Annotated in this window: 21 protein-coding genes; 12 read left to right on the top strand and 9 right to left on the bottom strand. The window is 33.8% G+C overall.

What is annotated here, in order from left to right:
- Window positions 1-10: 10 nt before the first annotated feature.
- The gene (gene katG, locus FDM27_RS11935; protein WP_071183462.1) at window positions 11-2,284 is read right to left on the bottom strand and encodes a catalase/peroxidase HPI; all 2,274 of its coding nucleotides are present in this window, start codon (window positions 2,282-2,284) and stop codon (window positions 11-13) included.
- A gap of 340 nt (window positions 2,285-2,624) precedes the next feature.
- Here katG and FDM27_RS11930 point away from each other — a divergent pair, with 340 nt between their 5' ends.
- The 6 genes from FDM27_RS11930 to FDM27_RS11905 all read left to right on the top strand — a co-directional run bounded on the left by FDM27_RS11930 (window position 2,625) and on the right by FDM27_RS11905 (window position 11,062).
- Complete coding sequence (locus FDM27_RS11930) at window positions 2,625-4,403, top strand: AMP-dependent synthetase/ligase (protein WP_140486747.1); 1,779 nt, start codon at window positions 2,625-2,627, stop codon at window positions 4,401-4,403.
- A 242-nt stretch (window positions 4,404-4,645) separates the two neighbouring features.
- The gene (locus tag FDM27_RS11925; RefSeq protein ID WP_140486745.1) at window positions 4,646-5,116 is read left to right on the top strand and encodes a MarR family winged helix-turn-helix transcriptional regulator; all 471 of its coding nucleotides are present in this window, start codon (window positions 4,646-4,648) and stop codon (window positions 5,114-5,116) included.
- Window positions 5,117-5,154: 38 nt separating this feature from the next.
- The gene (locus FDM27_RS11920) at window positions 5,155-7,545 is read left to right on the top strand and encodes a 3-hydroxyacyl-CoA dehydrogenase/enoyl-CoA hydratase family protein (RefSeq protein ID WP_140486743.1); all 2,391 of its coding nucleotides are present in this window, start codon (window positions 5,155-5,157) and stop codon (window positions 7,543-7,545) included.
- Between the two features lie 38 nt (window positions 7,546-7,583).
- Window positions 7,584-7,940, top strand: coding sequence for a four helix bundle protein (locus FDM27_RS11915; protein WP_140486741.1), 357 nt, complete (start codon window positions 7,584-7,586; stop codon window positions 7,938-7,940).
- A 55-nt stretch (window positions 7,941-7,995) separates the two neighbouring features.
- Complete coding sequence (locus FDM27_RS11910; RefSeq protein ID WP_140486739.1) at window positions 7,996-9,177, top strand: acetyl-CoA C-acyltransferase; 1,182 nt, start codon at window positions 7,996-7,998, stop codon at window positions 9,175-9,177.
- Between the two features lie 79 nt (window positions 9,178-9,256).
- A complete protein-coding gene (locus FDM27_RS11905) occupies window positions 9,257-11,062 on the top strand; it encodes an acyl-CoA dehydrogenase family protein (protein ID WP_140486737.1) in 1,806 nt (601 codons plus the stop codon).
- Between the two features lie 65 nt (window positions 11,063-11,127).
- Here the strand turns inward: FDM27_RS11905 and FDM27_RS11900 are convergent, their stop codons facing one another.
- Window positions 11,128-11,649, bottom strand: coding sequence for a DUF4251 domain-containing protein (locus tag FDM27_RS11900; protein WP_071183468.1), 522 nt, complete (start codon window positions 11,647-11,649; stop codon window positions 11,128-11,130).
- Between the two features lie 159 nt (window positions 11,650-11,808).
- On the opposite strand from FDM27_RS11900, the gene FDM27_RS11895 reads away from it, so the two are divergent.
- From FDM27_RS11895 to FDM27_RS11885, 3 genes are all read left to right on the top strand, one after another.
- The gene (locus FDM27_RS11895) at window positions 11,809-12,333 is read left to right on the top strand and encodes a hypothetical protein (RefSeq protein ID WP_140486735.1); all 525 of its coding nucleotides are present in this window, start codon (window positions 11,809-11,811) and stop codon (window positions 12,331-12,333) included.
- 71 nt (window positions 12,334-12,404) lie between these two features.
- Complete coding sequence (locus FDM27_RS11890) at window positions 12,405-12,932, top strand: superoxide dismutase family protein (RefSeq protein ID WP_140486733.1); 528 nt, start codon at window positions 12,405-12,407, stop codon at window positions 12,930-12,932.
- A 121-nt stretch (window positions 12,933-13,053) separates the two neighbouring features.
- Window positions 13,054-14,253: an LETM1-related biofilm-associated protein gene (locus tag FDM27_RS11885; protein ID WP_071183471.1), complete on the top strand. Its 1,200-nt coding sequence runs from the start codon at window positions 13,054-13,056 to the stop codon at window positions 14,251-14,253.
- Window positions 14,254-14,282: 29 nt separating this feature from the next.
- On the opposite strand, the gene can is transcribed toward FDM27_RS11885, so the two are convergent.
- From can to FDM27_RS11870, 3 genes are all read right to left on the bottom strand, one after another.
- A complete protein-coding gene (gene can, locus FDM27_RS11880) occupies window positions 14,283-14,918 on the bottom strand; it encodes a carbonate dehydratase (protein WP_071183472.1) in 636 nt (211 codons plus the stop codon).
- Window positions 14,919-14,981: 63 nt separating this feature from the next.
- Entirely contained in the window at window positions 14,982-16,619 is a 1,638-nt protein-coding gene (locus FDM27_RS11875; RefSeq protein WP_140486730.1) for a SulP family inorganic anion transporter, read from the bottom strand.
- A gap of 75 nt (window positions 16,620-16,694) precedes the next feature.
- A complete protein-coding gene (locus tag FDM27_RS11870) occupies window positions 16,695-16,979 on the bottom strand; it encodes a hypothetical protein (protein WP_071183474.1) in 285 nt (94 codons plus the stop codon).
- Window positions 16,980-17,218: 239 nt separating this feature from the next.
- Between FDM27_RS11870 and FDM27_RS11865 the strand changes: the two genes are divergently transcribed.
- Entirely contained in the window at window positions 17,219-18,160 is a 942-nt protein-coding gene (locus FDM27_RS11865; protein ID WP_071183475.1) for a LysR substrate-binding domain-containing protein, read from the top strand.
- A gap of 30 nt (window positions 18,161-18,190) precedes the next feature.
- Here the strand turns inward: FDM27_RS11865 and FDM27_RS11860 are convergent, their stop codons facing one another.
- The 3 genes from FDM27_RS11860 to mnmD form a co-directional block, all read right to left on the bottom strand.
- Window positions 18,191-18,391, bottom strand: coding sequence for a hypothetical protein (locus FDM27_RS11860; RefSeq protein WP_071183476.1), 201 nt, complete (start codon window positions 18,389-18,391; stop codon window positions 18,191-18,193).
- 233 nt (window positions 18,392-18,624) lie between these two features.
- On the bottom strand, window positions 18,625-18,822 hold the full coding sequence (locus FDM27_RS11855; protein WP_071183477.1) for a hypothetical protein: 198 nt from the start codon (window positions 18,820-18,822) through the stop codon (window positions 18,625-18,627).
- A gap of 138 nt (window positions 18,823-18,960) precedes the next feature.
- A complete protein-coding gene (mnmD, locus tag FDM27_RS11850) occupies window positions 18,961-19,620 on the bottom strand; it encodes a tRNA (5-methylaminomethyl-2-thiouridine)(34)-methyltransferase MnmD (protein ID WP_140486728.1) in 660 nt (219 codons plus the stop codon).
- 298 nt (window positions 19,621-19,918) lie between these two features.
- On the opposite strand from mnmD, the gene FDM27_RS11845 reads away from it, so the two are divergent.
- The gene (locus FDM27_RS11845; RefSeq protein ID WP_071183479.1) at window positions 19,919-20,986 is read left to right on the top strand and encodes a branched-chain amino acid aminotransferase; all 1,068 of its coding nucleotides are present in this window, start codon (window positions 19,919-19,921) and stop codon (window positions 20,984-20,986) included.
- Between the two features lie 130 nt (window positions 20,987-21,116).
- Here FDM27_RS11845 and FDM27_RS11840 read toward each other — a convergent pair whose 3' ends face one another.
- Entirely contained in the window at window positions 21,117-21,506 is a 390-nt protein-coding gene (locus tag FDM27_RS11840) for a nucleoside triphosphate pyrophosphohydrolase family protein (RefSeq protein ID WP_140486726.1), read from the bottom strand.
- An 80-nt stretch (window positions 21,507-21,586) separates the two neighbouring features.
- Here FDM27_RS11840 and FDM27_RS16205 point away from each other — a divergent pair, with 80 nt between their 5' ends.
- Window positions 21,587-21,775, top strand: a complete 189-nt coding sequence (locus FDM27_RS16205; RefSeq protein ID WP_071183481.1) for a hypothetical protein — start codon at window positions 21,587-21,589, stop codon at window positions 21,773-21,775.
- Window positions 21,776-21,977: the final 202 nt, after the last annotated feature.

Genomic DNA, 21,977 nt, shown 5'->3' with positions numbered 1-21,977 from the left:
AAATTAATAACTAAAGTAAATCAAAACGGTCTAAATTCATGACTTTGTTCCAGGCAGCCACAAAATCTTTCACAAATTTATTATGAGCATCAGCACTTGCATATACTTCAGCAATAGCTCTCAACTCAGAGTTAGAACCAAATACTAAATCCACACGAGTTCCAGTCCATTTTGGCTGACCCGTTTTACGGTCTGTTCCAATATAAATTTCTTTACTTTCATCCATTGCTTTCCAGGCTGTTCCCATATCTAATAAATTAACAAAGAAATCTGTTGTTAAATATCCTGGACGATTTGTTAGCACACCATTTTTAGAACCATCAAAATTAGTATCTAAAACTCTCAATCCACCAATTAAAACAGTGAGTTCAGGAGCTGTTAAGGTTAACAATTGTGCTTTATCAATTAATAATTCTTCTGTCGAAACTGCACTTTTGTTTTTTCTGTAATTTCTAAATCCATCAGCAACAGGTTCTAAATACCCTACCGATTCAACATCTGTTTGTTCTTGAGTAGCATCTGTACGACCAGCTGTAAATGGTACCGTTACATTTGTTCCTGCAGCAGCAGCAGCTTTTTCTACAGCCACATTACCCGCTAATACAATTAAATCCGCAATAGATACTTTCTTAGATACATTTGCAGTATTAAATTTACTTTGAATATTTTCTAAAGCCGTTAAAACTTTATTTAGTTGAACCGGATTATTTACTGTCCAATTTTTTTGTGGTTCTAATCGAATGCGAGCACCGTTTGCACCACCACGTTTATCAGAACCTCTAAAAGTAGATGCCGAAGCCCAGGCTGTAGTCACTAATTCTGAAACTGAAAATCCTAATCCGGAAATTTGGGATTTTAAAATCTCTATATCATTAGCATTTATTAATTCATGATCTACTGCTGGAACAGGATCTTGCCATGTAAACACTTCTTGAGGAACATCTGGGCCTAAATATCGCGAAAGAGGCCCCATATCACGGTGTGTTAATTTGAACCAGGCTTTTGCGAAAGCATCCGCAAATTGATCTGGATTTTCGCGAAATCTTTTTGATATTTTTGCGTATTCAGGATCAAACCGTAAAGATAAATCGGTTGTCAGCATCGTTGGTTGATGCATTTTGTTTGGATCGTGTGCATCTGGAGTAATCGCACCAACATTTGTTGCCACCCATTGATGGGCACCAGCAGGACTTTTTGTTAATTCCCAATCGAAATCTAATAAGTATTCGAAATATAAGTTGGTCCATTCTGTTGGTTTACTGGTCCAGGTAACTTCGAGACCTGAACTGATGGTATCCCCACCTTTCCCTGATCCATAACTATTATTCCACCCAAAACCCTGCTCTTCAATTCCCGAAGCTTCAGGTTCTTTACCCACATGTTCTGTAGAAGCTGCTCCGTGAGCTTTACCAAAGGTATGCCCACCGGCAATTAATGCCACCGTTTCCTCATCATTCATTGCCATACGGGCAAAAGTATCTCTAATATCATGAGCTGCTAAAACCGGATCCGGATTTCCGTCTGGTCCTTCTGGATTTACATAAATTAATCCCATTTGAACAGCAGCCAAAGGATTTTCTAAACTACGAGAATGAACTTTTCCATCTGCATCATCATCCGAAGCAACAACCCCATCTCCATCTACTCCATGAGAACCATGTGCATAGCGGATATCTCCACCTAACCAGACTTTTTCAGACCCCCAATATACATCCATATCCGGTTCCCAAACATCAGCACGTCCACCAGCAAAACCCAATGTTTTGAATCCCATAGATTCTAAAGCAACATTTCCGGTAAGGATCATTAAATCAGCCCAGGAAATCTTATTACCATATTTTTGTTTTATTGGCCAAATCAAACGACGTGCCTTATCTAAAGATACATTATCCGGCCATGAATTTAATGGAGCAAAACGCTGCTGTCCTGAACCCGCACCACCACGCCCGTCCTGTACACGATAGGTACCGGCACTATGCCATGCCATACGAATAAAAAATGGCCCATAATGTCCAAAATCTGCTGGCCACCAATCCTGAGAATCAGTCATTAAAGCATGAAGATCTTTTTTCACAGCTTCTAAATCCAATGAATTGAATGCTGCTACATAATCAAATTCTTCATCCATTGGATTAGATTTTGATGAATGCTGACGCAAAATATCAACTTTTAACTGATTAGGCCACCAATTATGGTTTTGTGTTCCCTTACCTGCACTTTGCTTTGGAGCACTTCCTGAAAATGGACATTTACTCGCACCGTTTGAATTGTTTGTGTTTTCCATAATTATTTATTTTTTTATTTTTTAAAAGTTGCAATGCTAATTTAGCGATGATTAATTTATTGAAATATGTTTTTCGATAGATAAAAACTATACACAAATACCCAATAACCATCTCTAAAAAAGAACCCTTAAATTAGTAAAAAATAATACACAAAAATGAACTCCTCAATATCAAATAGTTAAAAACACATAAATAAACTCATCAACTAAAAATTAGTCAATTAAAGAAACTGTTATTTTCAGCATATTAAATTAAACTTAACACATTTATTTTAGACTTTAAACAACAAAACTTCGATTATTTTTTTATATTTTGCATTAGGATTCCAAAACGATAACCATGACCTCAATCACCCGAATTTTTGATTTTCCGTACCATCAACAAGATGAGTTTACTTCAATTCCTGACGCTTTAGCTTCAAAGCAAAACGGTGTGTGGGAAAAGATTTCGACACAAGAATATATTACCAAAGCCAATAGTATTTCCAGAGCACTATTGCGAATGGGGATAAAAAAAGACGATAAAATTGCCATCATTTCTTCTAATAACAGGCCCGAATGGCATATTGTTGATATTGGTGTTTTGCAAACCGGTGCACAAACAGTCCCTATCTATCCTACTATTTCTGAACAGGATTACCAATATATCCTGAATCATAGCGAGGCTAGTTATTGCTTTGTTTCTGACGAAGAACTATTCAAAAAAATAAACTCTGTTAAAAACAAATTACCCCATCTTAAGGAAATTTACAGTTTTAATACTATTGTCAATTGCAAAAATTGGAATGAATTAACAGTACTTGGCGAAGACGAAAGCAATCAAGAGGAAGTAGAAGCTCGAAAAAACAGTATCAAAACCGAAGATTTAGCAACTATTATTTATACTTCGGGTACAACCGGAAATCCTAAAGGAGTGATGCTTTCGCACCAAAATATTGTATCGAATGTTTTAGGCAGTGCTCCCAGAATTCCTTTCAAAGCAGGAGCGAGTCGTGCATTGAGCTTTTTACCTATTTGCCATATTTTCGAAAGAATGGTTTTGTATTTATACCAATATTATGGCGTATCGATCTATTTTGGAGAATCCATAGAAAAAATTGGCGAAAACATTAAAGAAGTACAACCTAACGTAATTACTGCTGTTCCTAGATTAATCGAAAAAGTATATGATAAAATTTATGCTAAAGGAGCCGAACTAAGCGGAATTAAAAGAAAATTATTCTTCTGGGCTATCGATTTAGGATTGCGATACGAACCTTATGGAGCGAATGGATTTTGGTACGAATTCCAACTTAAAATTGCCCGAAAACTCATTTTCAGCAAATGGCAGGAAGGCCTTGGTGGCAGGCTTGAAGTAATGGTTTCAGGTAGTGCCGCTTTACAAACCCGATTATCCCGAATTTTTGCGGCAGCAGGAATTCCTGTTATGGAAGGCTATGGACTAACCGAAACTTCTCCAGTAATTGCCGTAAACGATATGAGAAATTTTGGTTTCCGAATTGGAACTGTTGGAAAAGTAATCGATAATGTAGAAGTAAAAATTGCCGAAGACGGAGAAATTCTTTGCAAAGGTCCTAATGTAATGATGGGCTACTACAAAAACGAAACGCTAACTAACGAAGTTATCACAGATGGTTATTTCCATACAGGAGACATTGGAAATATGGATCAGGATGGTTTCTTAAAAATCACCGACCGTAAAAAAGAAATGTTCAAAACTTCGGGAGGAAAATACATTGCGCCTCAGCTTATTGAAAACACCATGAAACAATCCCGTTTTATAGAACAAATTATGGTTATTGGCGAAGGCCAAAAAATGCCAGGGGCTTTTATCCAACCTAATTTTGACTTTGTATACGACTGGGCAGTGAAAAACAAAATTGATCTTGAAAAAACAAATCAGGCAATTGTTTCTAACGAAAAAGTTATTGCCCGCATCCAACAGGAAGTAGATACCATCAACACTAAATTTGGTCACTGGGAACAAATCAAACGTTTTGAACTCACTCCTAATGTTTGGTCTATTGATGGCGGTGAATTGACTCCAACACTCAAATTAAAACGCAAAAACATACTGGAAAAATATCAGGATTTATACCAAAAGATATATAGTTTTTAGAAAATCCTATTCATTTCTGCAATACATAATAAGAGCTTGTTTCATAAATTCGAAACAAGCTCTTTTTTTAACTTCAATTATTTTTTTAACAAAAAAACAACTGTTTTTTATTATGCACGCATACTATTTTTTATTACATTTGAAACAACAGCTCTGCTAATATCATAATTTTTATTTTAAAATAAAACGATTATGGTAAAAAATAGATTTCCTTTTTAAGAGAAACTTAATAAGCTTGCCACATGAAAAACAAAACAATAGATTACATCTTAAGAGCAACTTGGCAGACCGTTTCCAGAATGTACAATGAAGAAGCTGCTAAATATGGTGCCACAATGGCAACTGGATTTGCATTATTAAGTATCGACAAAGAAAAAGGAACACCATCGACAGCTTTAGGTCCTAAAATGGGAATGGAAGCCACCAGCCTGACGCGCACTTTGAAATCGATGGAAGAAAAAGGATTAATCATTAAAAAGAAAAATCCCAATGACGGTCGGGGTGTATTAATTTACCTGACCGATTATGGTAAAGAAAAAAGAGCCTTATCAAAAAGCACTGTCATTCAGTTTAACGATAGCATCAAAAAACACATCTCTGATGAAAAATGGGATAACTTTATAGAAGTCGCTGAAACCATCAACAGATTAATACAAGAGAAAGAAATATTTAACCAATCTGAAAACGAAATCGCTAAATCGAAAAAAGATTAACAGCATTATCTTCAGATAAAAATAAATAATAACAAAGTATGAAACGCACAATTAAAAAAGTTGCCGTAATTGGTTCAGGAATCATGGGTTCAGGGATTGCTTGTCATTTTGCCAACATTGGTGTCGAAGTATTGCTTTTGGATATTATCCCAAAAGAGCTTACTGAAATTGAAAGTGAAAAAGGACTCACTCTGGAAAGTAAGGCTGTTAGAAATCGAATTGTTAATGAACATTTAGCTAATTCGCTAAAATCAAAACCATCGCCTATTTACAGTCAGAAATTTGCCAGCAGAATCACCACAGGTAACACAACCGATGATATGGCAAAAATCACTTCTGTAGATTGGATTATCGAGGTTGTGGTGGAACGTTTGGACATCAAAAAATTGGTTTTCGAACAAATCGATCAATACAGAACTGCAGGTACTTTAGTGACATCCAATACTTCAGGTATTCCTATTCATTTTATGAGTGAAGGCAGAAGTGAAGATTTTCAGAAACACTTCTGCGGAACTCACTTTTTTAACCCTGCGCGTTACTTAAAATTATTCGAAATTATTCCAGGACCAAAAACTTCAACTGAAGTATTGGATTTTTTGAATAATTACGGAGAAAAATTCCTGGGAAAAACTTCGGTTGTAGCCAAAGACACTCCTGCTTTTATTGGAAATCGCATTGGAGTTTTCGGAATCCAAAGTTTGTTTCATTTGGTCAAAGAAATGAATTTGACTATTGAAGAAGTAGACAAATTAACAGGACCTGTTATTGGACGACCTAAATCAGCTACTTTTAGAACGGTTGATGTGGTAGGTTTAGATACTTTGGTGCATGTTGCCAATGGAATTTATGAAAACTGCCCAAATGATGAAGCTCATAAGTTATTTAAACTCCCAGAATTCATCACTAAAATGGTCGAGAACAAATGGTTTGGAAGTAAAACAGCACAAGGTTTTTACAAAAAAGTAGACAAAGATATTCTTTCATTAGATTTAAATACCTTGGAATATCGCGCTGCCAAAAAAGCTTCGTTTGCCACTTTAGAACTCACAAAAACTATCGAAAAACCTATTGATCGTTTTAAAGTTTTAATAAAAGGTCAAGACAAAGCAGGAGAATTTTACAGAAAAAGCTTCTCTGCCTTATTTGCTTATGTTTCCAATAGAGTTCCTGAAATCTCGGACGAATTATACAAAATTGACGATGCGATGAAAGCGGGTTTTGGCTGGGAAAATGGTCCATTCGAAATTTGGGATGCTATAGGAGTTTTAAAAGGATTCGAACTAATAAAAGCCGAAGGACACACTCCTGCTGCATGGGTAAATGAGATGTTGGCTTCGGGAAACAGTAGTTTTTATACTGTAAAAGAAGGCGCTACTTATTTCTACGATATTACAACAAAATCACAAACTAAAGTTCCCGGACAAGACGCCTTTATCATTCTGAATAATATTCGCGAAAGCAAAAAAGTCTGGAGCAACAGTGGCGCTATCATTGAAGATTTGGGTGACGGAATTTTGAATATTGAATTCAAATCAAAAATGAATACCATTGGCGGTGATGTATTGCAAGCAATCAATAAAGGAATTGATTTAGCCGAAAAAGAATATTCAGGATTAGTTATTGGAAATCAAGCTGCTAATTTTTCAGTGGGTGCCAATATCGGAATGATATTCATGATGGCGGTAGAACAGGAATATGACGAATTGAATATGGCCATCAAAATGTTTCAGGACACCATGATGCGTGTTCGCTACTCTTCTATTCCGGTAGTTGTTGCACCGCACGGAATGACTTTTGGTGGCGGTTGCGAAATGAGCCTTCATGCCGACAAAGTGGTTGCAGCTGCTGAAACTTATATGGGATTGGTGGAATTTGGTGTTGGTGTCATTCCCGGAGGTGGTGGTTCAAAAGAAATGACTTTACGTGCTTCTGATTTGTTTAGAAAAAACGATGTTGAACTCAATACATTACAGGAATATTTCTTGACCATTGCCATGGCAAAAGTATCGACTTCAGGATATGAAGCCTTTGATACCGGTTTATTACAACACGGAAAGGATATTATTGTAGTGAACAAAGACCGTCAAATTGCTGAAGCTAAAAAACACGCACTGTTAATGGCAGAAGCTGGCTATACCCAACCGATTCGTCGAAATGATATTAAAGTATTAGGAAAACAGGCTCTGGGTATGTTCTTAGTGGGAACCGACCAAATGCTTGCTGGAAAATACATCTCAGAACACGATAAAAAAATTGCAAACAAACTGGCTTATGTTATGGCTGGTGGCGATTTATCCGAACCGACATTGGTATCCGAACAGTATCTATTAGATTTAGAAAGAGAAGCTTTTTTGTCTCTTTGTACTGAAAGAAAAACATTGGAACGCATTCAATATATGTTAAAAGCGGGGAAACCATTGAGGAATTAAGATTTGAGTATTAAGTATCAAGACAAAAAAGAATTACCATGCATCAATTTGAAAAATTAAAGATTTGGCAAAAAGCAATAGACATTACTGTAGATGTTTATAAAGTCACTTCAGAATTACCCATTGATGAAAGATTCAACTTAACACATCAAATTAAAAAATGTGCCGTTTCTATTCCTTCAAATATTGCTGAAGGATCAGGAAGAAATTCAAACAATGAATTTGCCCATTTCTTAGGAATTGCAAATGGTTCAACTTACGAATTAATTACTCAATTAATAATTTCAAAACGTCTAGAATTAATAGATGAAGAAAAAGTTTCACCTATAATAAATGAATTAGTAGAAATCAGCAATATGAATTTTGCACTTCAAAAATCTCTAAAAAAACAATAATGACATTGATTGGTAGTCTTAATACTTAATACTACAATCTTAATACTTTTTATCCATGAAAACAGCCTATATAGTAAAAGCATACAGAACAGCAGTTGGAAAAGCCCCAAAAGGTGTATTCCGTTTCAAACGTCCTGATGAATTGGCAGCAGAAACCATTCAGCATATGATGAATGAATTGCCTGATTTCGACAAAAAACGCATTGATGATGTCATGGTAGGAAATGCGATGCCAGAAGCCGAACAAGGATTGAATTTTGGACGATTAATCTCTTTAATGGGATTAGAAATTAATGATGTTCCAGGCGTAACAGTTAATAGATATTGTGCTTCAGGTATAGAAACTATCGGAATGGCAACTGCCCGAATTCAATCAGGAATGGCGGATTGTATTATTGCTGGTGGCGCCGAAAGTATGAGTTTTATTCCAATGGGTGGTTATCGACCAACACCAGATTATGCCGTTGCCAAAGCAGGTCACGAAGATTATTATTGGGGAATGGGACTAACAGCCGAAGCCGTTGCTAAACAATTCAATATCTCCAGAGAAGATCAGGATTTATTTGGTTATCATTCGCATCAAAAAGCATTGAAAGCACAGGCTGAAGGCAAATTTGATAACCAAATTGTTCCTATTACTATCGAACAAACTTTTGTTAATGCTGATGGCAAAAAAGAAACAAAATCTTATGTCGTCAATAAAGACGAAGGACCGAGAGCTGATACTTCGCTAGAGGCATTAGCGAAATTAAAACCCGTTTTTGCCGCTGATGGAAGTGTTACAGCAGGAACTTCATCTCAAATGAGTGATGGGGCTGCCTTTGTTTTAATCATGAGTGAAGAACTCGTTAAAGAATTAAACCTAACACCTATAGCGCGATTGGTAAACTACGCATCAGCTGGAGTAGAACCAAGAATTATGGGAATTGGTCCAGTAAAAGCCATTCCAAAAGCATTAAAACAAGCGGGATTACACTTGAAAGACATTGATTTAATTGAATTAAACGAAGCTTTTGCTTCTCAATCCTTGGCTGTAATTAGAGAATTGGGGCTGAATCCTGATATTGTAAATGTCAACGGAGGTGCCATTGCATTAGGACATCCTCTAGGTTGTACGGGAGCCAAATTATCCGTTCAGTTATTCGACGAAATGAAACGCCGTGGCAATAAATATGGGATGGTAACTATGTGCGTAGGAACAGGACAAGGAGCTGCGGGGATTTACGAAATATTATAGACAAAAGTATTCTTTCTTTCATCCAAATAACAAGATTTAGAATAATCAATAAATTAAAAACATACAAAAAATATAGACTATGGCAGATACAATCGAAAAAAATGTGACTCGTGGTGGTCAGTTTTTAGTTAAAGAAACAAAATGCGAAGACATTTTTATTCCGGAAGATTTCTCTGAAGAACAAAGAATGATGCGCGACATGGTCAAAGAATTTGTTGACAAAGAACTTTGGCCTAACAAAGATCGCTTTGAAAAAAGAGACTTTGCATTTACTGTTGAATGTATGCACAAAGCCGCTGAACTGGGACTTTTGAGCATTTCTGTTCCGGAAGCCTATGGCGGAATGGGAATGGGATTTGTCGATACGGTTTTAGTTTGCGATTACATTTCAGGGGCAACTGGATCCTTTTCAAGTGCTTTTGGGGCGCATACCGGAATTGGAACATTGCCAATCACCTTATACGGAACAGAAGAACAAAAACAAAAATATGTTCCAAAACTGGCTTCCGGTGAGTGGTTTGGCGCTTATTGCCTTACCGAACCCGGAGCTGGAAGTGATGCTAATTCAGGAAAAACAAAGGCTGTTTTATCTGAAGATGGTACACATTACAAAATCACAGGACAAAAAATGTGGATTACCAATGCCGGATTTTGTTCGCTTTTTATTGTTTTTGCCCGAATTGAAGATGATAAAAACATTACCGGTTTCATTGTCGAAAACAATCCTGAAAACGGAATTTCCACCAATGAAGAAGAGCATAAATTAGGAATTCGTGCTTCATCAACAAGACAGGTATTCTTTAACGAAACCAAAGTTCCTGTAGAAAATATGCTTTCTGAAAGAGGAAATGGTTTCAAAATCGCTATGAACGCGCTGAATGTTGGACGTATTAAATTGGCGGCAGCCTGTTTGGATTCACAACGAAGAATCATTACTGGATCTGCTAAATATTCGAATGAAAGAATCCAATTTAATGTTCCTATTTCTAAATTTGGCGCCATTCGATACAAATTAGCCGAAATGGCAACCAGCTGTTATGCCGGTGAAAGCGCTGTCTACAGAGCTGCCAAAAGTATAGAAGAACGAATTTCCATTCGCGAAAGCGAAGGCGCTCCACATCAGGAAGCCGAATTAAAAGGCGTGGAAGAATTTGCCATAGAATGTGCTATTCTAAAAGTAGCCGTTTCTGAAGATATCCAAAATTGTTCTGACGAAGGAATTCAAATATTTGGAGGAATGGGATTCTCAGAAGATACCCCAATGGAAAGTGCCTGGCGTGATGCGAGAATTACCCGAATTTACGAAGGAACCAACGAAATCAACCGAATGCTTTCAGTAGGAATGCTGATTAAAAAGGCCATGAAAGGTCATGTTGATTTATTAGGTCCGGCTTCAAAAGTACAGGAAGACTTAATGGGCATTCCGTCATTTGAAACTCCTGATTATTCTGAATTATTTTCTGAAGAGAAAGAAATGATCAGCAAATTGAAAAAAGCCTTCTTGATGGTAGCCGGTGGTGCTGTCCAAAAATACGGCCCTGATTTAGACGAACACCAACAATTATTGATCGCTTCCGCAGATATTCTAATCGAAATTTACATGGCTGAATCTTGTATTCTGAGAACTGAAAAATTGGCAAAAAAAGAAGGTGAAGCCAATATCAAAGAACAAATTGCGATGGCAAAATTGTATTTATATAAAGCCGTAGATATTGTCACACAAAAAGGAAAAGAAAGCATTATCTCTTTTGCCGAAGGCGATGAACAACGCATGATGTTAATGGGATTGAGACGTTATACCAAATACACTAATATGCCAAACATTGTCGAAATCAGAAGAACTATTAGTGCTAAAATTATTGCCGAAAACAAATATTGTTTTTAGCTAAATCAAGCATAAAAAAACCGTCTCGTTTTCAAAAAACGGACGGTTTTTTTGTCTGACAAACCCTATTTATTCTCTTTCTCAATAGCTGAAATTTCTCCAAAATAAGAAATAGATTCTCTATTATTACTAATAATCGTTAGTGTGCTACTTCCCTGAAAAGAAACAAATAATGTCATATTAAACAAATCTTGCTGTCCTTTTACAGTCACATCTATTTGATAACCTTTCTTTACTTTACTGATTAAAAATCTTTCCGGTTTTCCTTCAAATTTAAGCCCTGTATCACTACCTCCATAACCTAATCCACTAAATCCTCTTCCAAAAAAAGGCATTTCACTTTTAATAAAATCGGGGTTGAATTTGACAAAATTGGGAATAATACTCAAATCAATCATTCTAAAAGTTTGTGAATTCGAATTTCGGGCTACAAATTGAAATTCTTTAGCTTCAATCAATTTTTCTATTGCTGTTTGCTTTTCTAAATTCTTTTCGCTTCTTAATTGTCTTCTCGTTTTTTCCTGAGAAAATCCAATCAAAATATTAAAACAAAGCAAGATCAAAACAGCTATTTTATGTGTTTTCATAATTTTATTTTTTAAATTACAACAAATGAATCCTTGATAAACAACAACTTAAACTGGAATAAAAATAATACAAATGGATTAAATAAAATACTTCAATCAATATAAATGATTATTTGAAATCACAAAAATTGTTCCTATTTTAGATAAAAACAAAGACATATGAAAATATTAGGAATAGGATCCCGAATTGCACATCCACAATACGGAAAAGGAGTAATTACCAATGTTTCATCAACCGCTTATTGGGTCACATTTATAGAAAACGGATTAGAAACAATTCCATTAAATGACACATTTGAAATCATTGAAGCCGCCGAAAACGAAGTTGATACTATAAGTTTCTCTGAAGTAGAAACCACTTTACGTAATCTTCTGAAAAAATGGTCTGATGTTTCCGAAATTGTTCCTATAGGCGACAAATGGAAAGGCGGGAAACTAATTTTAGAACCCGGTCAGGCAGGTTTAGCTTCGAAAGAAATTCCGATTGACACTTTTTTCCATAAAATAGTAATGGTTAGAGACCGTTTACGTGTAATGGAACAAAAAGTAAATTCGAGTAATCTGGAAGAAATAGAAAAAATAGAACTGCAACAATACATCACCAGAATCTACGGTAGTTTAACGTCCTTCAATATTTTATTTAAATCGCCAACCAACCATTTTGTTGGGGAAAAATCAAAATAGAATGTTATTTAACTTTGATTTTCGATGCTTTTTATAGTATTTTTATAGTTTAAATACTATTCTACAAAATCATGAAAAAATTCATTCTTTTTACACTAGCTATTAGTGCAGCTTTTGTTGGGTGTAAACCCCAAAATAAATCGGCTGATACTAAAAAATTAAATATTGCATTCGAAGCTAAAAGCAACAGCAGTGTTGCTGGAACAGCTACTTTTGTTGAAAAAAACGGCAAAGTAACTTTCGAAGCTAAAATATCAGGATTAAAACCCGGAATTCACGCTATTCACATCCATGAAAAATCAGATTGTTCGGCAGCTGATGGAAGTTCGGCGGGAGGACATTGGAATCCAACCTTTAAAAAACATGGAAAATGGGGAGTTGGCGAATATCACAAAGGAGATATTGGAAATTTCACTGCTGATGAAAAAGGAAACGGAAAAATCACTTTGACTACCGACGAATGGTGTATTGGTTGTGGCGATCAAACTAAAGACATATTAGGAAAAGGTTTAATTGTTCATGATGGAACGGATGATTTTACTTCTCAACCAGCAGGAAATGCCGGAGCTAGGGTAGCTTGTTCGGGGATTATAAAATAAAGAATAGTCTTTCAACACCGATTAAAACCATCTTAATTTAACAAAATTAAGATGGTTTTTTCATTTTTAAATAACATCAAAACTAGAAAAAAACATAGCTTTGTAGCATCAAAATAAGAATATGATAAATCCTTCGGCACCTGGCTGGATTGATAAATTTTTTATCAAGCAGGAATTCACGAAACAGCATGTTTTCATGGATACTGATTTATTTTATAAAAAAACCAGAGCTACCGGTTTTATATACGGTCATATTATTTCGTTTGAAACACCTGTATTTGTTGACACCAAAGGCTGGGTTCAAAATGAAATCCCTAAAGTTGCCTTATTAAATACCCTGTATCATATTTACGGATTAACCACTAAGGAAGTAGATTCGAATACTTTTATCAAAAAATGTCTGGATTTCTATGATGATTTGCATCCGCAGGGATTTAATTTGTTCAAAAAAGTTTTGCCTAACGGTGCTCCTTCTTTAAACTTGGAGAGAATCATTGATACCCGAGTTCAAACCAATGTGGACATTATAAATAAAAACTTCTCTCATATTGTAACTAATGCACTGCTTTTTATCGATATTTTAGCTTTTAGACAATATTTGATTAATGGAAAAATCCCGGAGAAATACCTAAAAAAAATTGAAGAAGCAGTAATTAGTGTGGTTACATTGGCACTAAAAATTAAGACTAATAAATCAAATTATGACGATTTATTAATCAAACTCTTTGAAGCTTCAGTACGTTACAGCAAATTTTCTAAAATTAATACCCAAAATATTGACGAGTTAAATTTGGACTACTTCAATTCTGATTTAGAAAAATATTATCTCCTTGATATGGCAGGAATGGCATTATGGAGTGATGGCGAGATTGAAAATGAAGAGATTTATTTTTTACATAAATTAGCCGAAAACATCAAAATACAAGCTGATTTCGTATCTGAAAGTATCCAAAATACGGATCTTTTTATAACTAAATACAAAAAAGAAATTCCTTATTTTAATTATTCAAATCCGGTAAAACATTTTTACGATCAAACCACACAAAGTGTAATCACATTAATTAGTCGTAATAAAAACAGGCTACTCAAAGAAATTATTCAAAGTAAAGAATTAATGATTTTATTAGCTTATTCTACAAGAAGAGATTTAGACGAAAAAGAAAAAAAGAAAGTAAAAAAACAGCTATTGGATATTTGTAAAACGATACCCTCGCTAACTATTTTTTTACTTCCCGGTGGAAGTTTACTGCTTCCAATCCTGATAAAATTTATCCCAAAATTACTCCCTTCTGCTTTTAATGAAAATTTAGATAATGAATAAAAAAATCGCCATTTGAGGCGATTTTTTACTTATAAATTCAATTGATAAACTTCATCCAATTCTTTATTTGAACTAATATTCACTTCTAAATCGGTAACAAAACCGGAATTCAAACCATAAACCCAACCGTGCAGAGTTAAATCCTGACCGTTTTTCCAGGCATTTTGTACAATCGATGTTTTGGCTAAATCAAAAACCTGCTCTTTAGCATTTATTTCTACAAAGGTGTTAAAACGCTCCGTTTCATCTTGAATAGAATCCAAATAAACATTGTGCATACGATACACATCTTTAATATGTCGAATCCAATTATCAATAATCCCGATAGACTGATTTCCCATAGCTGCTTTTATACCTCCACAACCATAATGTCCACAAACAATTACGTGTTTTACTTTTAAAACATTCACAGCATAATCCAAAACACTTAGCATGTTCATATCGGTATGTACAACCATATTAGCAATATTTCGATGTACAAAAACCTCTCCCGGCTTAGCTCCAATAATCTCATTTGCCGGCACACGACTGTCAGAACATCCTATCCACAACAATGGTGGTGTTTGCCCTTTGGCTAAATCTGCAAAATAGTTAGGATCTTTCTCTAATGATTTTACGACCCATTCTTTATTATTATCTAATATTTTTTTATAAAAATCAACCATACTATTTTTAATTTACTCTATTTAACTTTGTTTCAGTAATACTCAGGTTTATTCTTTATTGTTTTAAAAAACTTCTCTTTTAACCATCATTCGTTTTGCTACATCATAATAATGCTCAATTGTTACATGATTTGAAACTTCATCCGTATTCTCTAACTGATAGGCCTTTTTAAAACCTTTCAATTTTACTTTGATATTTTGATCATGAGCTCGTATTTCTTTAAACTCACGAATTAAATCCAAAACATCATGAGCAATATACTCTGTATCATGAGCATTAATAATAACTCTTGAATTTTCAGGAATATCATTTAATGTTTGCTTAATGGCGGCCTTATTTAAAAAAGAAACTTCCTGTGCTAAGTCTATATGAATAATATCTCCGTCTTCGTATTCTTCTTTTTTGAAACTGTATGCTTTTTTTAGATTTCCTTTTAAAACAAAAATCACACTAATAATAATTCCCAGCATTACTCCTTTTAACAAATCAGTCACTACAACAGCAACCATCGTCGCTATAAAAGGAACAAATTGATATTTTCCTTTTTCCCAGAAATGTTTAATTGTAGCCGGTTTGGCTAATCGGTAGCCGACTAAGATTAAAATTGTAGCTAATGTAGCCAATGGAATTTTATTTAAAATTGCGGGAATAATTAAAACGCTCAATAATAAAAATACCCCATGGATTATGGTTGACATTTTTGATTTGGCTCCTGCATTACTATTTGCCGAAGAACGAACCACTACCGATGTCATGGGTAATCCTCCCAAAAGAGAACTTACTATATTTCCTACTCCTTGGGCTTTTAACTCGACATTGGTATTAGTATATCGTTTTTGCTGATCCAATCTGTCGGAAGCCTCAATACACAATAAAGTCTCAACTGATGCCACAATAGCAATTGTTACAGCTACAGTCCAAACATCAGGATTGATAATTTGCGAAAAATTAGGAACTACAATAATTGCCTTAAAATCCTCTAATGATTCAGGTATAGGCAAAGACACTAAATGCTCTTTAGTAATAGCTAATGAACTTCCTGAATTGATAAAAATCTGGTTCAAAGCAATACCAAAAATTACAGCTATTAATGCTCCGGGAACTAGTTTGAATTTCTTTAAAAAAGCCACTTTGTCCCAGGAAATAAGTATTGCCAATGAAAACAAACTTACAATTATTGCTCCTAAATGAAAATGATCGAAAATCTGAAATAATGAAGACAGCGTATTATTTCCATCAACTTGAGCAAAGGATTGATCTCCTTCAAAATCGGCATCATAGCCAAAAGCATGTGGAAGCTGTTTTAGAATAATAATAATTCCAATACCCGCAAGCATTCCTTCAATTACATTAGTTGGAAAATAATTAGATATACTCCCTGCTTTAAGAAAACCTAACGCTAATTGAATAAAACCGGCAATAAAAACAGCTGTCAAGAAAATATCAAAAGCTCCCAAATTAGTTATTGCCGTTAATACAATTGCTGTTAATCCAGCCGCCGGCCCGGTAACACTAATATGAGATTGACTTAAATAGCCAACCACAATTCCTCCTATAACGCCAGCAATAATACCCGAAAATAATGGTGCCCCCGAAGCCATTGCAATACCTAAACACAATGGTAAGGCTACCAAGAAAACCACTAAACCAGATGCAAAATCAGATTTAAGGTTGGCAAAAAGATTGGTTTTTTTTGTCATAATACTAATGAATAAATTATATTAAATTGTACCACAACAAACTGTATGTACAATCCTAATTTTTTTATAAAAGTATTATATCCTATCGGGTGGAGGTGTAACTACAGAGCGTAAAACATTGTCATGTTTAGACAAATTCTCAAAAAGTATTAAACTTCTAAGTCCTGTTTTTTTTACCTTAAAAGTTAGATTAGAAGTTACAATATACACTAAATGTTTTGTCTCTTTTTTTACGTGTTCTTCGTCAGACAAACTATAAAAAACAGCAACATCAGTTGACTTTTCTATCAACTTCACAACGGTAGGAGTTGATAGAAAAGCTATGAATACAAATAAAAATAAAAGTGCTATTGATTTCATATAAACAAAAATAAACCTAAAAAAATATAAATTTTAAAAAAACCAATGTTTTTTTAAAAAAAATTAACAACAACAAACAAAAAACCAACAAAACTAATATAACAATCTTACTTTCAGAGAATTAAACAAACAAAAGACGCAATTCATACTGTTCTGCACTTAAAAAAAACTGATAAAAAAGATTTTTTTACTATCAAACAAATTGATTGTTTTTATATTTGCATCAAAAAATTCTATCCATGACTATTACCCAACTTAAATATGTTTTGGCTGTAGCCGAACACAAAAACTTCACACTGGCTGCCGAAAAATGTTTTGTAACTCAACCTACCCTGAGTATGCAAATTCAAAAAATTGAAGAAGAATTAAATATTCAAATTTTCGACCGAACTAAAAAACCCATCCAACTAACGGATATTGGTCAAAAAATAGTAAATCAGGCAAAAAATATTGTTAACGAAGCTGATAGAATTCAGGATATTGTTGAACAACAAAAAGGCTTCATAGGTGGCGAATTCAGACTGGGCATCATCCCTACTATTATGCCCACTTTATTACCTATGTTTTTAAATAATTTTATCAAAAAACATCCAAAAGTAAAACTCATTATTGAGGAGTTAAATACCGAAGAAATTATTACCAAATTAAATAATGGTCATTTAGACGCAGCCATTGCCGCTACACCGTTGATGGAAGAAAAAATCAAAGAAATTGTACTATACTTTGAACCATTTGTAGCTTATATTCCTGAAAATCATCATAATTTTCAAAAAAAGGAAATTGAAGTCGAAGACTTAAATCTTGATGAAATTCTTTTATTACAGGATGGACATTGTTTTAGAGACGGTATTTTAAATCTTTGCAAAAACAACACAAGAAGCGAAGGAAATCATTTTCAAATAGAAAGCGGAAGTTTTGAAACCTTAATAAAACTTGCCGATGAAGGGTTAGGAACCACACTTTTACCTTATTTACACACTTTAGACTTAAAAGAATCCGACAAAGTAAAACTGCGTCATTTTACAGAACCTAAACCCGCCAGAGAAGTCAGCCTTATTTATCCAAAGAGTGAATTAAAAATCCAAATTATTGAAGCATTAAGAAGCACTATAGCGGGAGTTGTAAAAGGAGCTATCGTTTTCCAAAATGTACAAATTATAAGTCCGCTTCAAAAAAAATAGAGTCAGGTATCCTGACTCTATTTGATGATTTTAGTTTCTCTCTACTACAAAAAGACACTTTTGCAATTCGGGTTTTTCTTTTGTGTAATATAAAAGCCATTTTTGGAGATGTTCAATCTCATGTGGCAATAAATTTCGAACTGCTTTTTTCAGTTCTTTCACAAACAAATCAGGTGCAAAACTAACTCTTTCCAGTATCGATTTCGTATAGTCATATATCATTCTTGGCATATCTAAAAGTTTTAAAAGTTATCTATATTAAAGTATTGTAATTTACAAAAAACGGGCTTTAACTCACAAATCCAAAACAGTTAAAAAACACATAAAAAACGATGAATTACATTTTCTTAAAAATTTAGAAATTTTTAACTTACAAAAACAAAACTACTTTAGTAAGTCTCATAATTTTAGAAAAACAAAGTTTATTTCATAAAAAAAGGAATCATTTCAGATTCCTTTTTTATTCAAATATTTACTATCACTAAAGATGGTTTTAACTCTGGTTTCTCTATTATGAAAGACATCAGCCACTCTTTTAACTGTTCCAACTCATAAGGTAGAAGTGTTTTTACCGCTTTTTCCAGTTCTTTACAAAAGAGTACCGGATCAAAACTAACTCTTTCTAATATCGATTTTGTATAATCAAACATTATTTTGGTCATAATAGATTAACTTTAATGATTAAACATTAATTCAAGGCTTTGTAAAATTAAGAATTAAAAATATACTTTACATCTATTTAACGGTATTTTTAAAAAATTATTATGTTAAATTTCAAAAAGCTGTTTTTTATTCAAAATTTATTTAAAAGCTCTAAACATCTCTCTTTTCCCCGGAGGTCCTTCTAACTTTTCTACTCTGAAACCTACTTCTATCATACTTCGCTTGACTACTCCTCTGGCCGCATAAGTCACTAAAACACCATTTTCTTTAAGGGCATCATACATTTTTTGAAAAATAGCTGTACTCCACAATTCGGGTTGCACCCGATACCCAAAAGCATCAAAATAAATCAAATCAAACTGTGCCACATCATCAATATCCTGAAAAAATTGTTGCCTTTTAGTTAATGAAAAATGATTATCCAAAACTATTTTTTCATTCCAAGCCGATTGGTGCATTTTCTCAAATACCGCTAATTGCTCTCCGGCATCTAATTCATCAACATAATTCATTGCTAAAATTTCCTCAGCAGCAACCGGATAAGCTTCTACTCCCAGATAATCAATAATTTGATTCATTTTTTGAGCTTCTAAGAAACTAATAAACGTATTTAATCCGGTACCAAAACCTATTTCTAAAATAGATAGCTTTTTATTTTTAAATAACGAAAGTCCGTTTTTAATAAAAACATGTTTGGCTTCCTGAATGGCACCGTGTTTGGAATGATAACTTTCATTCCATTCCTCTAAATGAATCGTTGTCGAACCATCTTGAGTTTGTATAATTTCTCTTTTCAATTTTCTTAACTATTTTTTGAATCTGCTTTAAACAGCAACCAAATTTACTCAAAAAGTGCCATACTCAAGTCCAAATTCCTTTGATTTATTGCATATTTGATAGAAATGATTGTCTTTTTTTTAGTTTTTTTTTGAATATACGAAAATCCTATTCAATAGTAACAATTATTAAAATTTTGACAAGTATTTTGTCCTTTTTTATTTAATTTTGCAGGAATCAAAGTTTAGTTCATCATAAAGTGAAATTTTATACTTAAGCTTCATTTATACATTCAAAAAAATAAAAAAACATATTATTATGAGTACAACTCAAGCCAACAAAATTGAAATTATAAAAGCACCTAATACAAAAATTAACGAAGTAGATTTTGACAACTTAACCTTTGGTTCTGTATTCACTGATCATTTATTTGAATGTGATTATAAAAATGGAGAATGGCAAAACCCAACTATTAAACCTTATGCTCCATTCCTGATGGATCCTTCATCGAGAGTTTTTCATTACGGACAAACTATTTTTGAAGGAATGAAAGCCTACAAAGATGATAATGATGCTATTTGGCTTTTTAGACCTGATGAAAACATAAAACGTTTTAACAGTTCAGCCGTTAGAATGGCAATGCCTGAAGTTCCTGAACAATTATTCATGGAAGGTCTTAACCAATTATTGAAATTAGATGAAGCCTGGATTAAAAAAGGTTTAGGAAACACGCTTTACATCCGTCCTTTTATGATTGCGACTGGTTTTGGTGTTGTTGCTAATCCTTCTGACGAATATAAATTCATGATTATCTTATCTCCTGCAAAAGCTTATTATTCAGGAGAAGTTAAGGTACTTATTGCTGAGCACTACAGTAGAGCAGCTAATGGTGGTATTGGTGCTGCAAAAACCGGTGGTAACTACGCAGGACAATTCTATCCTACTACTTTAGCCAATCAGGAAGGTTACCAACAAGTTATCTGGACTGATGACGCAACGCATACCAAACTGGAAGAAGCCGGAACAATGAATGTGTTTTTTAGAATCAACGATACTTTGATTACTGCTCCTACAAGCGAAAGAATCTTAGACGGAGTTACCAGAAAAAGCCTTATTGACATGGCAAAAAGAGAAGGAATCAACATTGAAGTTCGTTCAATTCTTGTTGACGAATTAATTGAAGGAGTTAAAAATGGTAGCTTAAAAGAAATTTTCGGTGCAGGAACAGCTGCTGTAGTAAGCCCTATAAAAGGATTTGCATACAAAGACGAATATTTTGAATTACCTAAAATAGAAAATTCTATCGCATTGCAATTGAAAGAGAAATTAACAAACATCCAACACAAATTAGCTGAAGATACTTTTGGCTGGACTGTAAAAATATAATTTCATACATTTTGAATATAGAAAAAGGCGATTTTCAAATTCGAAAATCGCCTTTTTTATTATATAGTGTTTAGATTAATTTTAAACCTAAATTTTCCTTTTCCACGTCCCCAAAGCGTGAAAAATCCACTTAAAAATCACTCAATATTTTAGAGAAATCGGGTTTAAAATAATTAGGACCTTTCATTACTTTTCCGTCTTCACGATAAATAGGTTTTCCATCCTCTCCCAGCTTACTCATATTACTTCTTTGAATTTCATCAAAAACAGCTTCTATTTTGTCCTGAAGTCCATGTTCAATAATTGTTCCGCACAAAATATACATCATGTCTCCCAAAGCATCTGCAATTTCAACTAAATCATTGTTTTTAACCGCTTCCAGATATTCTTCGTTTTCTTCTTTCATCAAATGGTAACGAAGCGTATTTTTTGTTTCCCCTAAATCGGCAATAGGATTTTCACTGTGTCCTATTCCAAATGCTGTATGAAATTCTTTTACCGAATCGATTTGCTTTTGCATAATTATTATTGATTAAATGAAACGCAAATTAGTAACTAATCCTAAACATTTGACTATTTTTGCAATAAATTTTTTAAATTATGTTTAGCCAAGGTCAATTAGTATTTGCGGTCTGTTTTTTAATAGCTTTTATTATTGTTATGATTTTTTCTTATCGAAAAGACATCAAAACACACAAAGTATTTTACAAAGGAAATTATAAAATCTTAATTGGTTTCTTTATTTTCATTGGAATTTTATTTCTGATAAAAATATTCTTCAAACATTAATCGAATCATTTCACATCAGGAATCTTAAACTTCACTAAGAACAACAAAAAACACAACATACACAAAAACAACAAGTTATCCAAAAAACTACACTTCTCGGCTGTATTTTTTCTTATTCAAGCTTAAAGTTCAATTAGGAAAAATTCAACAATTCTTTTCATTTTTAGCAGCTAAAGACCTTTTTTTATAATTTTTACGCTCA

The sequence above is a fragment of the Flavobacterium sp. GSA192 genome (assembly GCF_006386525.1).
Taxonomy (GTDB): Bacteria; Bacteroidota; Bacteroidia; order Flavobacteriales; family Flavobacteriaceae; genus Flavobacterium; species Flavobacterium commune.
This window is presented reverse-complemented; position numbering and strand designations above follow the sequence as displayed.